This window comes from Aeribacillus sp. FSL k6-2211 (assembly GCF_037966125.1).
Classification (GTDB): Bacteria; Bacillota; Bacilli; order Bacillales; family Aeribacillaceae; genus Aeribacillus; species Aeribacillus composti.
This window is the reverse complement of sequence record NZ_CP150190.1, coordinates 3,706,487-3,722,442: the sequence shown is the minus strand read 5'-3', so window position 1 is coordinate 3,722,442 and position 15,956 is coordinate 3,706,487. Positions and strand designations below refer to the sequence as shown.

Genomic DNA, 15,956 nt, shown 5'->3' with positions numbered 1-15,956 from the left:
AAAAATCTATTTAAGGGGGAATGAAGATGCCTGCAAAAACTGGAAAAGAGTATATTGAGCGTTTGAAGAAAGCGAAAAGCAGCGTTTACATTCATGGGGAGAAAGTTGATGACGTCACGGAGCATCCTGCATTGAAAAATGTGATTCAATCAATGGCAAAGCTTTACGATCTTCAATATGAAAAAGCTGATAAGATGCTGTATACTTCACCAACAACAGGAGAAAAAGTCGGTATAACATTTATGCAGCCTACCACAAAAGAAGAACTGATTGCAAGACGCGAAGCAATACAGGAATGGGCTCGAACTTCCGCCGGAATGATGGGGCGGTCTCCAGATTATTTAAATGCTGAAGTGATGGCAATGGGAATAGCGAATGATCTGTTCGCAGAAGATGATCCAATGTATGCGGAGAACGCAAGAAAATATTATGAATATGCGAGAGAAAACGATATTTCTTTAACACATACCCTTATACATCCGCAGATTAATCGCTCTAAAGCTCAGCATGAGCAAAAGGATGCAAATGTTTCCTTGCATTTAGTCGAGAAAAATAAAGATGGAATTATTGTTGATGGGATTCGTTTGTTGGCTACGCAAGGCGGCATAACGGATGAAATATTAGTTTTTCCTTCAACAGTTAAAAAATCAAGTGAAGGGGATGACCCGTATTCATTAGCTTTTGCAATTCCAAATAATACTCCAGGCGTAAAATTTATTTGCCGCGAAGCCTTTGACTATGGAAAAAGTCATTGGGATCATCCGCTCGGGTCGCGATTTGAAGAAGGAGATGCTATTGTTTCGTTTGAAAACGTTTTCGTTCCTTGGGAACGGGTATTTGTCTGCGGCAATTCTTCCATTTGCAACCGAACCTTCCGTGAGACGAATGCCGTTGTCCACATGTCGCATCAAGTAGTTGCCAAAAATGTAGTGAAAACTGAATTTATACTTGGAGTTGTCCTTTTAATTATGGAGGCTATTGGAATTGAACAGTTTCAGCATGTAAAAGATAAAGGAACAGAAATTATGCTGACTCTTGAGACAATGCGCAGTCATTTATATCGTGCAGAACATAATGCAAAGCTTGATAAATGGGGAACAATGACGCCGGATTTTGCTGCGCTTGATGCTGCTCGAAATTGGTACCCAAGAATTTACCCTCGTTTAGTGGAAATCTTAAGGATTCTTGGCGCTTCTGGATTAATGGCCATTCCGACAGAAGCTGATTTTAATAATGAAGAAATCGGCGATATTGTCAGAAGAGCGATGCAAGGAGCAAATATTGATGGATATGAGCGCGTTCAGTTGTTCCGTTTAGCTTGGGATATTACAATGAGCGCATTTGGAAGCCGTCAAACTCATTATGAATATTATTTCTTTGGAGATCCGGTCCGCATGGGTATGGTCTATTTTGACGGGTACGAAAAAGATTATTTCAAAGACTTGGTTCGTGAATTTTTAGGAACTACAAAAGTAACAACTGTTTAACAAACAATAAATGAAGGTGCCAAACGTTAATTGTGAAAGCGATCATGACAGCATAGCGAGTTGAATTTGACTTAATATACAATATCATATATGATTATAGCAAACTATATTTTTCTGAAAATTTTCTATTCTCGGGGGAATTTAATAGGGAGGGACTTTCAAGATGGTAGATTTTAATATTATTCGTTGTGCAAGGGCGGTACTGTTGGTGACAAATTTGGAGGCTTCACGCGATTTTTATGAAAACGCTTTAGGATTCGTTGTGACAGAGGCTGATGAAAACCATTTATATCTCAGAGGGTATGAGGAACATAATCATCACAGCCTGGTGTTGAAAAAAGCAGAGCAGCCTGGTGTGGAAGCGATCAGTTACAAGGTTTATTCCGATGAGGATTTAAACAAATTATATGACTATTTTCAACAAAAAAATATGAATCCAAAATGGATAGAAAATCAGCATGCAGTTGAAAGGGCTTTCCGTGTGCAGGATATTTCAGGTCTTCCAGTTGAGTTTTTTGCCAGAATGGACACGGTCGAAAGGCTGCTGCAAAGATATGACTTATATAAAGGAGCAAGAATACAGCGAATTGACCACTTTAATTGCATGGTTCCGGATGTACAAAAAGCATATGACTTTTACGTAAAAGAGCTGGGGTTTGCGTGTTCTGAGTATACCGAAACAGAAAATAATGAATTATGGGCTGCATGGCTGCATCGAAAACCTAATGTGCATGATTTGGCATTTATGAATGGAAACGGCCCTCGTCTTCACCATATCGGCTTTTGGCTGTCGGATCAACTTAGTCTCATTCATGCCTGTGATGTGTTAGCGGCTATGGGATATGCGAAAAATATAGAAAGAGGCCCTGGACGCCATGGTCTTTCAAACGCATTTTTCCTCTATTTGCGTGATCCAGATGGACATCGAATTGAATTATACAATGGAGATTACTTGACAAGCGATCCGGATTTTCTGCCGATTCGCTGGGATATAAATGATCCAAGACGCCAAACATTTTGGGGGCATGAAGCACCGGACTGCTGGTTTAATGAAGCATCACAAGTATTTGATATTCATAGCGGAGAGTTAGTTGAACTAAAAGAACCAAGTGTGCAAAAGCTAAAACCTGATTTTGTCATTTAATTTTAAGTAAGAAAAGAGAGGTAGCGATGAAAAGAAAATTGTTTATTAGTGGAAGTTGGGTAGGAGCAGAACATTATGCTCCTCTTTCCTCTCCATATAATAAAAAAGTAATTGCAGAAATTCCAATTGCTTCAGAAGCTGACGTTGAAAAAGCGATCGAAGCCGCACATAACGCCTTTCTGAAAATGGCGAAAATGCCAAAACATGAACGCGGACACATTTTGGAAAAACTGGTGATGCTTTTAGATAAGAGGAAAGAGGAAGCGGCAGAAATTATTGCAAAAGAGGCGGCGAAGCCAATCAAAACAGCATTAGAGGAAGTGCAAAGAACCATTCAAACATATAAATTTTCGGCTGAAGAAGCAAAAAGAATTCATGGTGAGGCACTATCATTAGATGCGGCGCCCGGCGGGGAAAATCGGACTGCTTATACGGTTCGTGAACCGATCGGTGTAATAGGAGCTATCACTCCGTTTAATTTTCCAATGAATCTAGTTGCGCATAAAGTAGGACCGGCCATTGCCTCCGGAAATACGATTGTCTTAAAGCCGGCCTCCCAAACACCGTTATCTGCTTTCTTTATAGCTGAATTATTGCAGGAAGCAGGACTGCCTGATGGTGCATTAAATGTTGTAACAGGAAGCGGCAGCATCGTTGGCAAAAAAATCGTAGAAGATGAGCGGGTTAAAATGATTACGTTTACAGGAAGCCCGCAAGTCGGAAAAGAGATCAGAAATAAAGCAGGCTTGAAACGTGTCACGCTTGAGTTAGGTTCCAACTCGGCTTTGATCGTAGATGAAGGAATTGATGTTAAAAGCATCATTCCAAGATGTGTTAAAGGGGCTTTTTCTAACCAAGGGCAAGTATGCATCTCGCTGCAAAGAATTTACGTACATGAACATGTATATGATGAGTTTGTCAATGCATTTGTGAAAGAATCGGAAAAGCTGACAACAGGAGATCCGCTGGATTTTCAAACAGATGTTTCAGCGCTGATTTCCGAACATGATGTAATCCGTGTCATCAGCTGGATCGAAGAAGCTAAAAAAACAGGTGCAATAGTTGCAACAGGGGGAAATGCGAAAGGAAATATTGTCGAACCGACGGTTTTACTCAACACAAAACCTGATATGAAAGTTTCCTGTCAAGAAATTTTCGGCCCTGTAGTGTTAATCGAAAAGGTTTCATCGATTGAACAGGCTGTTGAGTATGTAAATGATTCCCGGTATGGACTGCAGGCAGGGATTTATACAAAAAATATCCACCATGCTTTATATGCGGCTGAAGAGCTAAAAGTAGGCGGTGTAATGATTAATGATATCCCGACGTTCCGAGTCGATCATATGCCATACGGCGGAGTGAAAGAGAGCGGAATGGGGAGAGAAGGAATTAAATATGCGATTGAAGAAATGACGGAGCTAAAATTAGTCGTGATAAATCGGCAAGTATAAATAAACGTAGGAAGAGGTGTGTAACATGGATGATCGCACGTTTCGAAATGCGATGGGGAAGTTTGCGACAGGAGTCACTGTCATTACGACTGCCCTAAATGGGGAAGTACGCGGAATGACGGCAAATGCATTTATGTCTGTCTCTTTAGATCCTAAACTAATTCTCATTTCAATTGGAGAAAAAGCAAAAATGAATGAAATCATTAAGCAGACAGGAAAATTTACAGTAAATATTTTGTCTGAAGAACAACAAGATTTATCGATGCTTTTTGCCGGCCAATTAAAAGAGAAACAAAATGTTACTTTTGATTGGGTCGGTGATCAACCGGTGCTGCCCAATTCGTTAGCAAATATTTTATGTGACGTATACAATACACATGTTGCCGGCGACCACACTTTATACATTGGAAAGGTGACTGACATTTATATGAAGGAAGGTGACCCATTGTTATTTTTTGAAGGAAAATATAGAAATTTGGCTAGTCATGCCAACGCGGGGTGAATGGATGGAAGTCGTTTATATTAACAATTCCAAAGTATTAGCGGAATGCAAGCCCGAGCCGTGTGTCATGGCAGTCGGCTTCTTTGATGGAGTGCATTTAGGACATAAGAAAATCATTGAAAAAGCGAAAGAAATCGCGCAAGTAAAAAAACTAACATTTGCCGTGATGACGTTTTTTCCACATCCAAGTCAAGTCATTGAAACGGATAGAAAAGTTATCTCCTATCTGTCGCCGCTTCCTTCCAAAATGGAAATCTTTTCACAATTAGGGGTAGAGAAACTGTATATTGTAAAATTCGATAAAAATTTTTCTGAATTATCCGATCAAGACTTTGTGAATCAATACTTAAAAGGCTTGATGTGCAAACATGTCGTTGCCGGCTTCGACTTTACGTATGGTTTTAAAGGAAAAGGGAATATGGAGAAGCTGAAAAACGTTGGAACGGGATTTTTTGATGTGACGACTATTCCGAAAATCCAATATAAACAAGAAAAAATAAGCTCCTCCATGATTCGGAAGCTGCTAGAGTCAGGCCTTGTAAATGAAATACCTCATTATCTTGGGGATTATTATCGTGTTTCATGTTTAGTCAAATCGATGGAACGAGGGGATGCTGACAACAATTTTATTTTTAAAGCGCAAATCGATCATGATTATTTCCTGCCTAAACCGGGAATTTATAAAATCCAAATAGAATTCAATGAGACATTTACAACGGTTTATGCCATATAACGAACAAAACATTAAAACCTTACTTATTTGAGGGTGTTATTGACGGATTGGATAGAATAGCAGAAAAAAATAATGTCCAATTGAGGTTCATAGAACAATTGCTTGATCGACCAGTTGCTGCTGTTTATGATCTTTTTAGCCGAACAGTCATATAACAATTTATAGTTGAAATCATATATGATTATATATATAATAAAAATAAATTGATTAGATTTGAAATATTCAGATAATAATTATTTTGTTCAGGAGGTTGCTTATATATGTCTTATAACGAAATAAAGCAAAGATTAAGAGGATCGATTGCTCCTGTTGTTACTCCATTTGATGCGGAAGGCAATATTGATTTTGAAACGATGAAAAATTTAATCAACTGGCAAATTGAAAGCGGCAGCCATGGGATTTCAGTGACAGGAACTTCTGGCGAACCCAGTTCATTAACAACGGAGGAACGCAAGCAGGTAATGGAGCTGGCGAAAAAAACAGTGAATGGCCGAGTCCCGTTTGTTCCGGCAACAGGATCGACTAATCATGATGAAACACTTGAACTAACGAAATTTGCACAAGAAATTGGCGCAGATGCTGCGATGGTCATTGTTCCGTATTATAATAGGCCGTCCCAGCATGCGTTGTATAAGCATTTTAAAGCAGTAGCTGATTCTGTAGATATTCCGATCATTATCTACAACATCCCAGGGAGAACAGCTGTAAATTTAGAGGTCAAAACAATGGCTCGTTTAGTGGAGGATTGCCCGAACATTATCGGTGCAAAAGAATCCAATAAAGATTTTGAGCATGTGAATCGGGTGCTGCTTCATTGCGGAAGAGATTTTTTACTATTTTCAGGAATCGAGCTTTTATGCTATCCAATGCTAGCAATCGGGGGGGCAGGTTCTATTAGTGCAACGGCTAATGTGGAACCGGCGAAAGTTGCGGAATTGCATGACGCTTGGTTTGAAGGCGATATAAAGAGAGCTCAGGACCTCCATTTCGAGTTAATGGAATTAAACGATATTTTATTTGCCGAGACAAATCCGGGACCTGTAAAGGCGGCGCTTGGAATGATGGGAAAAATCACGCCGAAATTAAGATTGCCTCTTGATTTGCCTGCGGAGGAGCTTCAAGAAAGAATTCGGCAAACGCTGCAAAAATATGGTCTTTTAGAGAAAGTAAAAAATTAAGGCAAGCTAAAAAGGGCTGATGTATTGCGCCTGCTAAGGAGTGAATTGGATGGGCAATGCAGTAGTGAAAATTTTTGGAATGCCAAATATAACGGAAGCCGAAGTGGATCCAGAAAACAATTCAATGTTTTTAAATGGAACTCAATATCACGTCAATCAGCTTTCTTGGGAGCCGCCGGTTTCAGGTACGATTTACGGTGTCCTTTTGAATTATCAAGGCGTCTTTCATCGATATCGTGAGCAAATGGCACATTCACCATATAACGAACCGCCGAAAGCGCCAATTTTATATATAAAACCGATTAACACATTAAGTGGCTACAGGAGCCCCATACCATTGCCTGAGGATGCAGACGAATTAGAAGTAGGGGCAGCACTCGGCGTGGTCATTGGGCGTACTGCCACTAAAGTAAAGGAAGAAGAAGCCTTTCAATATGTTGCTGGATATACAGTTGTGAATGATGTAGCAATTCCGCACGAAAACATTTATCGTCCGGCGATTAGGGAGCGGGCAAGAGATGGATTTAATCCGGTTGGTCCGTGGATCATCAAAAAGGAATCGATAGTTGATCCTGATTCATTGGACATTCGCGTTTTTGTCAATGGAAAGCTTGTACAAAAAAATAACACGAAAAATTTCATCCGGCCAGTTGCTCGGCTGCTGGCTGATATAACAGAATTTATGACGCTTTATCCAGGAGATGTGCTGCTGACAGGTGTTCCTGAGCAAGCGCCTTTAGTAAAGGCAGGAGACCATGTTCGCATTGAAATTGAAGGTGTAGGCAGTCTAGAAAATACAATTGTTCATGAAGCGGATTATGTGAAGGGGGCTGTGCGATGAAACGAGCTAGAGTTGCTATGAACGGCACCATTTATGAAGCAATTGAAGATAACGGCTTCCTTCAACTGAATGATCATCGTAAAGTGACAGAAAAGGACGTAGTCTGGCTTCCGCCTGTAAGCCCGCGGACTGTTGTTGCATTAGGTTTGAATTATGCAGATCATGCTAAAGAGCTGTCATTTCATGCACCAACTGAACCGCTTGTGTTTCTAAAGGGACCGAATACGATTGTTGGGCATCGATCTGAAACGAAACGTCCTCCTGATGTAGATTTTATGCACTATGAATGTGAACTGGCAGTGGTAATCGGAAAAATGGCGCGTAATGTCAAGGCTAGTGAAGCGTATGAATATGTCTTAGGATATACGGTTGCAAATGACTACGCTGTCAGAGATTATTTAGAGAACTATTACCGGCCTAATTTGCGCGTGAAAAATCGCGATGCATTCACCCCGATAGGCCCTTGGCTTGTCGATAAAGAAGATATACCAGATCCGATGAACTTGGTCCTTCGTACTTACGTTAATGGAGCGTTAGTGCAGGAAGGAAATACAAAAGATATGATTTTTACAATCCCTATGTTAATCGAGTATTTAACTAGCTTTATGACCTTAAATTACGGGGACATAATTCTCACAGGAACACCTAAAGGAGCGGTCAATGTTAATGTTGGCGATGAAGTGATTACAGAAATAGAAGGGATTGGACGTTTAATTAATCGAATTATATGAAGCTGTCATTCAGAATCTTTTCTCCGTCACCAATACTTTAAAGGAGAGCTGACGTTATGCCGCATTTTATTTTAGAATATACCGACAATATCAAAAAAGAGGCAAAAATTCCAGAGCTGCTGAAAAAAGTTAATGATGTGCTGATTTCCAAAAGCGATATATTTCCAATTGGAGGCGTGAGATCTAGAGCCATTGAATTGAAAGATTATTGTGTGGCTGACGGCTCTGAAGACGATGCCTTTGTCCACGGTACGCTAAAGATTGGCGCTGGGCGTACTGAAGAGGATAAAAAAGCAGTTTGTGATGAGATCTTTGCTGTGATGAAAGATCATTTTTCGATCCTTTTCAAAAGGAGATATCTTGCATTGTCTTTAGAACTATATGAATTTAGTGAATTTGGAACGTACAAATATAATAACATTCATCAGCGCTACAAAAATTAATTGCGTGCTTGGAGGAATCGAAATGACCACATATAAAGTTGGGAAAGTTCTTCATTATATCAATGGCAAGTTTGTAGAGGGAGTTGCAGGGAAAAGCTTTGAGAATATTAATCCCTTTAATAATGAAGTAATCAATGAGGTAGCGGAAGGATTTGCAGAAGATATTGACTTAGCAGTAAAAGCTGCCAAAAAAGCTTTTGCTGACGGCCCTTGGGGAACAATGTCGGTAGATGAAAGAATGAAGTATATTTTACGAATTGCTGCATTAATTGAAGAAAATGCGGAAGAAATTGCTTATTTGGAATCTCTAGATACAGGATTGCCAATCAGTCAAACGAAAAAGCAAGCATCCCGTGCAGCTGAAAACTTTCGATTTTATGCACAAATGGTTAAAAGCCGCATGGTAGGAGAAGCGTATAAAGTAGACGGAGATTTTATTAATTATACTATTTACAAGCCAATTGGGGTGGCAGGTTTAATTACGCCATGGAACACTCCGTTCATGCTGGAAACATGGAAAGTGGCTCCGGCGTTGGCAACTGGCAATACGGTTGTCCTAAAACCTGCTGAATGGTCTCCGCTGACTGCCAACAAGCTGGCTGAAATTATTCATGAAGCGGGACTGCCAGAGGGAGTTTTTAATATCGTTCACGGCTTTGGGGAAACAGCTGGCGCGTCCCTCGTGAGACATTCTGATGTCCGGCTCATTTCCTTTACGGGCGAGACGACAACAGGTGCTGAAATAATAAAAAATAGCGCAGATACGTTGAAAAAAACCTCTATGGAGCTAGGAGGAAAATCTCCTGCAATTATCTTTGCCGATGCTGATTTGGAAAAAGCCTTGGATGCTGTCGTTTGGGGAGTATTTTCTCTTAACGGGGAGCGCTGTACAGCCAATTCGCGGTTGTTTTTGGAAAAATCGATTTATGATTCCTTTGTTGAACGGCTGAAAGAGCGTGTGCAAAATATCTCGGTAGGGGATCCATTGGATTCTTCGACAGAACTAGGGCCGCTAATTCACAAAAAACATTGGGAAACCGTTTTACATTACATTGAAATAGCCAAAAAAGAAGGGGCAGAAGTGTTTTCAGGAAACGTTCCGCAATCATTGAAAAACGGCAACTTTGTTCCACCGACACTTCTTCTGAATTGCCATAACGGTATGAAAGTGGCTCAAGAGGAAATATTCGGACCTGTCATGGCAGTCATACCATTTGAGACTGAAGAAGAAGTCATAAAAATGGCTAATGATGTAAAATATGGGCTGGCTGCTTATGTATGGACGAACAATTTGAAGCGCGGACACCGAATTGTCCAATCGATTGAAAGCGGAATGGCTTGGGTAAACTCGCAAAACGTCAGGGATTTAAGAATCCCGTTTGGCGGAACGAAATATAGCGGTATTGGCCGAGAGGGCGGACATTATAGTTTTGATTTTTATACAGAGGTTCAAGTAATTCATGTGGCGATTGGAGATCATCACATTCCTCAGTTTGGTAAATCAAAAAAAGCCGAAACGATTTCGGCTCAACAATAATGGAAAGCTAACTCGTTTTGCTTGTTAGTATATATTCTTTAATATATGATATAAGTATGGAACAGAAGGTAAAAAATAAAACACAAATTGCATATGATTATATTCTTTCACGAATTGAAAATGGTGCTTACGGGCCTGGATATCGAATAGTAATCGATCAAATTGCAAAAGAGCTGAATTTAAGCAGCATCCCTGTCAGAGAAGCGATCCGCCAATTGGAAGCAGAAGGCTTAATTCAATATAAGCCGTATAGCGGAGCAGTTGTAAGCAATATCAACGAAAAAGAGTATTTGCAAACCATTTCGGTTTTGGCGGTGCTAGAAGGCTACGCGACTGTTTTAAGTTCTAATATTATAAAGGAGGAGACGATCAAAAAATTAGAAGAATTAAACGAAAAGATGAAACAGTCGCTGCAAGATTTTGAATTAGAGCAATTCAGTGAATTAAATTATCAGTTCCACACCTTAATATATGAAAACTGCGGCAATAACTTTTTAGAGGAGCAGATTAAGCAAATTTGGCAGAGGATGAAGCGGATACGGACTTATGGTTTCACACTCGTTCCGAAGCGCTCTAAAGAGTCCATTAAAGAGCACGAAGAAATTATTCGATTGCTTCGAGAAAAGGCTCCGCCCAACCAAATTGAGGAATTTGTCCGCCAACACAAATTAAATACAGCAGAAGCATTCAGAAATCGGCAAAAATTTTCATAATAAAACAATTTCGAACAAATTCAACTGATCGTACTCAGTTGGATTTGTTCAAGGAAATTTTTTTGGCTAATATCATATATTATTTTATATATATTAATAGATAACAAGATCAAATTCTAAACCCTTGTTGTGAAGAAAATCAATAGATGAAGCTTCTTTCTCTACAAGTGGATTTTGAATGAGTAGAAAATGTTAGGAAGAAGAAAAGATAGAATTTTTTAAATATTTGAAACCATATCTTAAATCATATATAATATTATTGATGATTTGTTGGTCGAAGGAAAGGGGTGGTCCTCTGATTTCACTAATATGAAAGCGTTGTCACTAAGAAAGATAAAGCTTTTAAGGAATTTTGCCAAAAATAAAGGAGGGGGTTACGTTGAAAAAATTTGTTTCGTTGATCATTTTGATGTTATTTCTCTCTATGCTGGCAGCATGCGGAAATTCTGAAAGCGCCGGTGGAAAAAATAATGATTCCGGTGGTTCCGATGTCATTAAAATTGGTGCTATTTATTCAGCTTCGGGCGGCGGTGCTCCTCTAGGAAAATCACAGATGGAAACGGTAAAAATGCTGGTGGAGCAAGTAAATGAAAACGATGGAATAGATGGAAAGAAAATAGAGCTGATTGCCTATGATGATAAGTCCGATCAAAATGAAGCCGTGCTGTCTATGAAAAAATTAATTGAGCAGGATAAAGTATTGGCTGTTGTTGGGGGTACGCTAAGCGGAAATGCTTTAGCAATGGTGCCGCTTGCAGAAAAGTCAAAAACTCCATTCATTGCATCAGCTACAAGTAAACAAATTGTAAAACCTGATGATAATTCTTCACGGGAATGGATCTTCAAAACGACACAAAGTGATGATGTAGTAATTCCTAAAATTTTAGCCTATTTGAAAGAAAAAAATTTAACGAAAATTGCCTGGCTGAATGTTGCCAACCAATACGGCACAAGTGCTCATGAAGAATTTAATCGCCTGAAAGGTGAATACGGCATTGAAGCTGTTATTGAAGAGGAATTTGAAGCAACTGTTGATGATGCGAAAGCGATGCTGACTCGCGTAAAGAAATCAAATCCACAGGCAATTATCGTTTGGGGAACTGCTCAGGAGTCTTCAGTTATTACGAAAAATCTCCATCAATTAGGAATGAAACTTCCCATTATTGAAAGTCAGGGAATTGGTACTAAAGAGTTTATTGAGTTAACCGGAGAAGCAGCGGAAGGAGTTATTTTTCCTGCAGGGCGTTTAATTGTCGCTGAACAATTGCCGGATAATGATCCGCAAAAAGAAACACTTATTAAGTATAAAGAGGATTTTAAAGCAAAATTCAACTACGACGCAAATACGTTTGGAGGCCATACTTGGGACGCATTCTATTTATTAGTGAATGCAATTGAAAAAGCCGGAACTGACAAAGAAAAAATTAGAGAACAGCTCGAAAATACGAAAAATTTTGTTGGAATTTCCGGAATATTCAATTTTTCGAAAGATAATCATACTGGCCTTGATGAAAGCAGCTTAGTTATGGTTCAAATCAAAGACGGCAAATTTGTCATTGCAGAATAATGCTGTAAAGGGATCTTCAACGATTAAAAGTACGGGGAAGATCCCTAAAGACCAAAAATAGAAGGGAAGTGTGGGAATGGAACTGACCAGCCAATTTATCCAGTTAATTTTTTCTGGACTGACCATTGGAAGCATCTATGCACTGATTGCTATCGGATTTGTCATTATTTACAACATAACCGGCCTTTTAAATTTAGCACAAGGCGATTTTGCCATGCTGGGTGCACTTACTTGTATTTCGTTTGTCAATATGGGCTTTCCATTAATTATTGCAATAGCAGTAAGTGTTGTCATAGTCACGATTATCGGTGGTTTGTTCGAAAGGTTGGCAATTTATCCTGCAAGAAATTCATCAACCGCAACACTTCTTATTATTACGATAGGTGCAGCTTTTGTATTTCGGGGAATTAGCATTTTAATTTGGGGAACTCAGCCTTTGGCGCTGCGTCCTTTCTCTGGAAATCAGAATATCAATTTTTTGGATGCTACCATTCAGCCGCAAAGCTTATGGGCTATCGGCATTTCTTTATTAAGTTTAGCTGTCCTTTACTACTTTTTTAATAAAACCTACTTAGGAAAAGCGGTAACAGCTTGTGTTGTCAATCGTTTTGCAGCAAGGCTAATGGGAATCAGCCCCCAAAAAATGTCGTTTTGGGCAGTATCCATTAGTGCTGGTCTTGGAGCGCTCGCAGGAATAGTGATTGCCCCCATTTCGGGTGCTTCGTATGATATGGGAATCATGATTGGCTTAAAAGCATTTATTGCTGCAGTAATTGGAGGGTTGTCAAATGCACCTGCTGCTATTGCCGGAGCATTTTTAATCGGAATATTAGAATCTTTTACGGAAGGATATTTATCTTCAGGATATAAAGATGCCATTAGCTTCACTCTTCTTTTAATCGTATTATTCTTCATGCCAAATGGATTGTTCTCGAAAGTATCAGGAAAACGTGTTTAGAGGAGAGGAAAAAATGGATAACAATTTAACGAAAATATACAACAGGAGTTTGAAAGGTCCTCTTATCTTTTTTGTCGTTATTATGCTTCTTCCTTTTATTTTTCAATCAAATAATTATATTTTAAGTACTTTCATTATGATCGGTTTTTACTCATTGGTTACGACTGGACTGACGCTATTAATCGGATATGCAGGGCAAATTTCCCTCGGGCATGCAGCTTTTTACGGTATTGGTGCCTATACCTCTGCATATTTTACGGCTACATTGCAGATGCCTTCCTGGATAGGAATTTTAGTTGGGGCGATTATTGCATCACTCGTTTCTTTAATCATTGGTATTCCAGTATTTAAACTAAAAGGGCATTATTTAGCCTTAGCCACTCTTGGATTTGGAGTGATCATATTTACATTTTTTAAAGAGTGGAAAACAATAACTGGAGGATTAAACGGGTTTTTTGGCATACCTCCTTTAAGCTTATTCGGCATTTCATTTTCAACAGATTTTCAATTTTACTTCTTAATTTGGATCTTTGTCTTTTTAGGAATTTTCTTTGCGCGCAATATTGTTCAATCAAGAGTCGGAAGAGCTTTAATGTCTATCCATGGCAGCGAAATTGCTTCGGAAGCAATTGGTATAAATATTAATAAATATAAATTGCAAATTTTTGTATTAAGCGCCGTTTATGCTTCAATTGCTGGAAGCTTATACGCACACTATGTCACCTTTATAAATCCTCAATTGTTTGAAATGATGACATCTATCTACTTTTTAATAATGGTTGTCATCGGTGGGATAGGGAATATTTGGGGCGGATTGATCGGAGCAGCGATATATGTATTTTTAGGAGAATTGTTGAAAGATATTGTACCGAAAATTATTCCCAATGCTAGCGGGGAATTCGAAATTGTATTTTTCGGCGTGCTGCTTGTAGTTATTTTAATATACATGCCAAATGGAATTTCAAAAGCGATCTTTCATTTTATCAAAAGAATCACTTCAAGCTTTAAAAATAAACCAGTTTCAGCATTTTCAAAGAAGTCAACGGGAAGTGATATTCATGACTGAGGAAACATTATTAAAAGTCGAAAATCTTTCAAAATCATTCGGCGGTGTAAATGCCGTTGAAAATGTTTCGTTTGAAGTGAAAAAAGGGGAAATTGTTGCTGTAATAGGTCCAAATGGCGCCGGCAAAACAACCCTTTTTAATTTAGTGACAGGTGTCATCCCTGCAACAAGTGGAAAAATAACCTTTAAAGGCGTTTCCATCATCGGGAAAAGACCTTATCAAATTGCAAGTCTAGGGATGACAAGAACATTTCAAAATTTGCAAGTATTTAATAATATGACCGTCATCGAAAATGTGATGACAGGAAGCCATATAAGATTAAAAACTGGAATTTTAAGCTCAGGCCTGCGATTGCCGAACGTTTATAAAGAAGAAAAAGAGGTAATGCAAAAAGCATTGCAATGCCTTGAACAGGTCGGTATTGCTGATTTAGCTTTTGAACGAGCTGAAACATTGCCTTATGGAAATCAAAGATTATTAGAGATTGCCAGGGCAGTAGCTGCAGAGCCTTCATTTATTTTACTAGATGAACCGATGGCCGGGCTGAATCCGCAGGAATCCCGCAATCTAGTGAATGTACTGAAAAATATGAGAAAACAAGGGATGACATTTTTATTTGTTGAACATGATATGGAAACGGTGATGTCGATTGCAGATAAAATTGTAGTTCTTGACTATGGGAAAAAAATTGCAGAAGGAACGCCTGAAGAAATTGCCAGCAATCCTAAAGTTATTGCAGCCTATTTGGGAGAGGAGGAAGCAATCTAATGTTAGTAGTAGACAACCTTCATACGTACCACGGATATTTGCACGTTTTGAAAGGGATTCACTTTGAAATAAAACAAGGCGAAATCTTTGCGATGGTAGGGTCAAATGGCGCCGGGAAAAGCACCCTTCTTGGAACAATAGCAGGCATTTATAAACCGAGATCAGGAACCATTGTATTTGAAAATGAAGAAATTTCTTATGGTAAAGTAGAAAAGATCGTTGAAAAAGGCATTTGTCTTGTCCCGGAAAGAAGACAAATTTTTGATGATCTTTCTGTTAAGGATAATTTGCTGTTAGGATCTTATCACCGATATAAAAATGACAAAAAAAGTGTTATGGAGGATTTCGAGCAAGTTCTAGACTTTTTCCCTAAATTAAAAACAATGTTGGATCGACCGGGCGGATTGTTGAGCGGCGGCGAGCAGCAAATGGTTGCCATAGGCCGCGGGCTGATGGCGAAGCCAAAACTAATGATGCTGGATGAACCGTCTTTAGGATTGGCTCCGCTTATTGTCAAAGACATTATGAATATTTTAAAGCAAATGAAAAAAACATTTGGAACGACCATTTTGTTAATTGAACAAAACGTCAAAGCAGCTTTGCAAATTGCAGATCACGCTTGTGTATTGGATCGCGGAGAAATTGTCATTCAAGGAAAAGCGAGCGATTTGCTGGAAGATGAAAAAATAAAAGATACGTATTTAGGTATAAGCAAAAAAGAAAGACTAAAGCTTTAGTATAAACAACAGGTCTGTACTAACCTAACTTGCCCAAAAGCCGGGAGTTTGGCGGCATAGAATTCCGAATATTCCAATAACCAAAGGAGGAAGGGAACG

General features: G+C 39.1%; 16 protein-coding genes. All 16 read left to right on the top strand.

Going from position 1 to position 15,956, the window contains the following annotated elements; translation table 11 throughout:
- The first annotated feature begins 26 nt into the window (after positions 1–26).
- Positions 27–1,487: a 4-hydroxyphenylacetate 3-monooxygenase, oxygenase component gene (gene hpaB, locus NSU19_RS17860; protein WP_130156676.1), complete on the top strand. Its 1,461-nt coding sequence runs from the start codon at positions 27–29 to the stop codon at positions 1,485–1,487.
- 163 nt (positions 1,488–1,650) lie between these two features.
- The gene (gene hpaD, locus NSU19_RS17855) at positions 1,651–2,631 is read left to right on the top strand and encodes a 3,4-dihydroxyphenylacetate 2,3-dioxygenase (RefSeq protein WP_063388855.1); all 981 of its coding nucleotides are present in this window, start codon (positions 1,651–1,653) and stop codon (positions 2,629–2,631) included.
- A 26-nt stretch (positions 2,632–2,657) separates the two neighbouring features.
- Positions 2,658–4,082, top strand: a complete 1,425-nt coding sequence (locus NSU19_RS17850) for an aldehyde dehydrogenase family protein (protein WP_339197770.1) — start codon at positions 2,658–2,660, stop codon at positions 4,080–4,082.
- Positions 4,083–4,107: 25 nt separating this feature from the next.
- Entirely contained in the window at positions 4,108–4,584 is a 477-nt protein-coding gene (locus tag NSU19_RS17845) for a flavin reductase family protein (RefSeq protein ID WP_144597410.1), read from the top strand.
- Positions 4,585–4,588: 4 nt separating this feature from the next.
- The gene (locus NSU19_RS17840; RefSeq protein WP_339197768.1) at positions 4,589–5,317 is read left to right on the top strand and encodes an FAD synthetase family protein; all 729 of its coding nucleotides are present in this window, start codon (positions 4,589–4,591) and stop codon (positions 5,315–5,317) included.
- Between the two features lie 260 nt (positions 5,318–5,577).
- Positions 5,578–6,495: a 2,4-dihydroxyhept-2-ene-1,7-dioic acid aldolase gene (gene hpaI, locus NSU19_RS17835; RefSeq protein WP_130156668.1), complete on the top strand. Its 918-nt coding sequence runs from the start codon at positions 5,578–5,580 to the stop codon at positions 6,493–6,495.
- Between the two features lie 49 nt (positions 6,496–6,544).
- Positions 6,545–7,336, top strand: a complete 792-nt coding sequence (locus tag NSU19_RS17830) for a fumarylacetoacetate hydrolase family protein (RefSeq protein ID WP_327856614.1) — start codon at positions 6,545–6,547, stop codon at positions 7,334–7,336.
- Positions 7,333–8,067, top strand: coding sequence for a fumarylacetoacetate hydrolase family protein (locus NSU19_RS17825; protein ID WP_327856613.1), 735 nt, complete (start codon positions 7,333–7,335; stop codon positions 8,065–8,067). Before NSU19_RS17830 ends, NSU19_RS17825 begins: the two co-directional genes overlap by 4 nt.
- A gap of 56 nt (positions 8,068–8,123) precedes the next feature.
- Positions 8,124–8,510, top strand: a complete 387-nt coding sequence (locus NSU19_RS17820; RefSeq protein ID WP_063388848.1) for a 5-carboxymethyl-2-hydroxymuconate Delta-isomerase — start codon at positions 8,124–8,126, stop codon at positions 8,508–8,510.
- Between the two features lie 22 nt (positions 8,511–8,532).
- Positions 8,533–10,047 carry a 5-carboxymethyl-2-hydroxymuconate semialdehyde dehydrogenase gene (gene hpaE, locus NSU19_RS17815; RefSeq protein ID WP_339197764.1) on the top strand — a complete coding sequence of 505 codons (1,515 nt, stop codon included), beginning with the start codon at positions 8,533–8,535 and terminating at the stop codon, positions 10,045–10,047.
- 56 nt (positions 10,048–10,103) lie between these two features.
- Positions 10,104–10,760 carry a GntR family transcriptional regulator gene (locus NSU19_RS17810; RefSeq protein WP_063388846.1) on the top strand — a complete coding sequence of 219 codons (657 nt, stop codon included), beginning with the start codon at positions 10,104–10,106 and terminating at the stop codon, positions 10,758–10,760.
- Between the two features lie 379 nt (positions 10,761–11,139).
- Positions 11,140–12,327 (top strand): ABC transporter substrate-binding protein, encoded by a 1,188-nt coding sequence (locus tag NSU19_RS17805; protein WP_339197761.1) that lies wholly within the window; start codon positions 11,140–11,142, stop codon positions 12,325–12,327.
- A 76-nt stretch (positions 12,328–12,403) separates the two neighbouring features.
- Positions 12,404–13,285 carry a branched-chain amino acid ABC transporter permease gene (locus NSU19_RS17800; RefSeq protein ID WP_063388844.1) on the top strand — a complete coding sequence of 294 codons (882 nt, stop codon included), beginning with the start codon at positions 12,404–12,406 and terminating at the stop codon, positions 13,283–13,285.
- 13 nt (positions 13,286–13,298) lie between these two features.
- Entirely contained in the window at positions 13,299–14,351 is a 1,053-nt protein-coding gene (locus NSU19_RS17795) for a branched-chain amino acid ABC transporter permease (RefSeq protein ID WP_066252130.1), read from the top strand.
- A complete protein-coding gene (locus NSU19_RS17790; RefSeq protein WP_094244349.1) occupies positions 14,344–15,120 on the top strand; it encodes an ABC transporter ATP-binding protein in 777 nt (258 codons plus the stop codon). The genes NSU19_RS17795 and NSU19_RS17790 overlap by 8 nt, the downstream gene beginning before the upstream one ends.
- Positions 15,120–15,857 carry an ABC transporter ATP-binding protein gene (locus NSU19_RS17785; protein WP_066252126.1) on the top strand — a complete coding sequence of 246 codons (738 nt, stop codon included), beginning with the start codon at positions 15,120–15,122 and terminating at the stop codon, positions 15,855–15,857. The genes NSU19_RS17790 and NSU19_RS17785 overlap by 1 nt, the downstream gene beginning before the upstream one ends.
- Positions 15,858–15,956 lie beyond the last annotated feature (99 nt).

Bases quoted from the DNA above. Each gene is read 5' to 3' on its own strand.
- hpaB (WP_130156676.1), top strand. From the start codon at position 27: ATGCCTGCAAAAACTGGAAAAGAGTATATTGAGCGTTTGAAGAAAGCG.
- hpaD (WP_063388855.1), top strand. From the start codon at position 1,651: ATGGTAGATTTTAATATTATTCGTTGTGCAAGGGCGGTACTGTTGGTG.
- NSU19_RS17850 (WP_339197770.1), top strand. From the start codon at position 2,658: ATGAAAAGAAAATTGTTTATTAGTGGAAGTTGGGTAGGAGCAGAACAT.
- NSU19_RS17845 (WP_144597410.1), top strand. From the start codon at position 4,108: ATGGATGATCGCACGTTTCGAAATGCGATGGGGAAGTTTGCGACAGGA.
- NSU19_RS17840 (WP_339197768.1), top strand. From the start codon at position 4,589: ATGGAAGTCGTTTATATTAACAATTCCAAAGTATTAGCGGAATGCAAG.
- hpaI (WP_130156668.1), top strand. From the start codon at position 5,578: ATGTCTTATAACGAAATAAAGCAAAGATTAAGAGGATCGATTGCTCCT.
- NSU19_RS17830 (WP_327856614.1), top strand. From the start codon at position 6,545: ATGGGCAATGCAGTAGTGAAAATTTTTGGAATGCCAAATATAACGGAA.
- NSU19_RS17825 (WP_327856613.1), top strand. From the start codon at position 7,333: ATGAAACGAGCTAGAGTTGCTATGAACGGCACCATTTATGAAGCAATT.
- NSU19_RS17820 (WP_063388848.1), top strand. From the start codon at position 8,124: ATGCCGCATTTTATTTTAGAATATACCGACAATATCAAAAAAGAGGCA.
- hpaE (WP_339197764.1), top strand. From the start codon at position 8,533: ATGACCACATATAAAGTTGGGAAAGTTCTTCATTATATCAATGGCAAG.
- NSU19_RS17810 (WP_063388846.1), top strand. From the start codon at position 10,104: ATGGAACAGAAGGTAAAAAATAAAACACAAATTGCATATGATTATATT.
- NSU19_RS17800 (WP_063388844.1), top strand. From the start codon at position 12,404: ATGGAACTGACCAGCCAATTTATCCAGTTAATTTTTTCTGGACTGACC.
- NSU19_RS17795 (WP_066252130.1), top strand. From the start codon at position 13,299: ATGGATAACAATTTAACGAAAATATACAACAGGAGTTTGAAAGGTCCT.
- NSU19_RS17790 (WP_094244349.1), top strand. From the start codon at position 14,344: ATGACTGAGGAAACATTATTAAAAGTCGAAAATCTTTCAAAATCATTC.
- NSU19_RS17785 (WP_066252126.1), top strand. From the start codon at position 15,120: ATGTTAGTAGTAGACAACCTTCATACGTACCACGGATATTTGCACGTT.